Source organism: Nonomuraea fuscirosea (genome assembly GCF_003001935.1).
Lineage (GTDB): Bacteria > Actinomycetota > Actinomycetes > Streptosporangiales > Streptosporangiaceae > Nonomuraea > Nonomuraea fuscirosea.
On sequence record NZ_PVNG01000092.1, the window covers coordinates 1 to 1,101 of the forward strand.

A 1,101-nucleotide genomic window follows, 5' to 3' on the forward strand; every position below is an offset into this window, starting at 1 on the left:
AGTGGGCGTTTAGGCATGGTTGATGAGTGTATGCCCGCTCTGCACTCACGGTCCTTTGGACTGTTTGCCCGGTGGGTGTAGATCTGTCTAGTCAGGACGGCCGGTGTGAGCGCCCGTTTGATTACCAAATACTCCGCAGATTGCGTCTCATCTAGAAATGCGGCGGAGCCTCCCGAACAGCCAGGGACCACTACCGATCATAATTATCGGGTAGAGGTTCCACCATGAACCAGCGAAAGCCCTATCTCAGCGACATATCCGATGCCCGCTGGGCTCTCATCGAACCCACCTTAACCGCCTGGCGCCAGGCCAGGCTCGACCGCCGGCCCACCGGCCAGCCCGCCTCGCACGACCTGCGAGACATCTTCAACGCGATTCTGTATGTCAACCGCACGGGAATCGCCTGGAAATACCTACCGCACGACTTTCCGCCGTACAACACCGTCTACAGCTACTACGCCGCCTGGCGCGATGAGGGAATTTTCGCACAGCTCAATTACGAGTTGACCGGCCTGGCCCGCGTCAAGGAAGGCCGCCAGGCCGAACCGACCGCGTGCGTGATGGACACCCAGAGCATCAAGACCTCCACCAGCGTGCCCCTCACCAGCCAAGGAACCGACGCCGCGAAGAAGATCGTCGGTCGCAAGCGCGGCATCGTCACCGACACGCTCGGCCTCATCCTCGCCGTCGCTGTGGCCGCCGCCGGCCTATCCGACAACGTGATCGGAACGAAACTACTCAGCCAAACCAAAACCACCTATCCGTCGATATCAAAAACCTGGGTAGACACCGGCTTCAAGAACACCGCAATCGAACACGGAGCCAAGTTAGGCATCGACGTCGAAGTCGTCTCAAGAAAACCCGACACTCGCGGATTCCAAGTCGTCAAACGCCGCTGGGTAGTCGAAAGAAGCCTGGGCTGGCTCATGCTGTACCGCCGTTTAGCCCGCGATTACGAAACTCTTCCCACGAGCTCCCAAGCCATGATCTACCTCGCGTCGATCAACAACTTGACCAAGCGCATAACGGACGAAATAACACCAACCTGGCGAGGCACCTACTAGGATATAAGCCGCAATCTACTCAAAACAAACGCCCTCT

The 1,101-nt window shown here is 58.2% G+C and carries 1 protein-coding gene; it reads left to right on the forward strand.

The genetic code is table 11. The features are described 5' to 3' along the window. The first annotated feature begins 224 nt into the window (after positions 1–224). On the forward strand, positions 225–1,064 hold the full coding sequence (locus tag B0I32_RS56230; RefSeq protein WP_106253708.1) for an IS5 family transposase: 840 nt from the start codon (positions 225–227) through the stop codon (positions 1,062–1,064). Positions 1,065–1,101 lie beyond the last annotated feature (37 nt).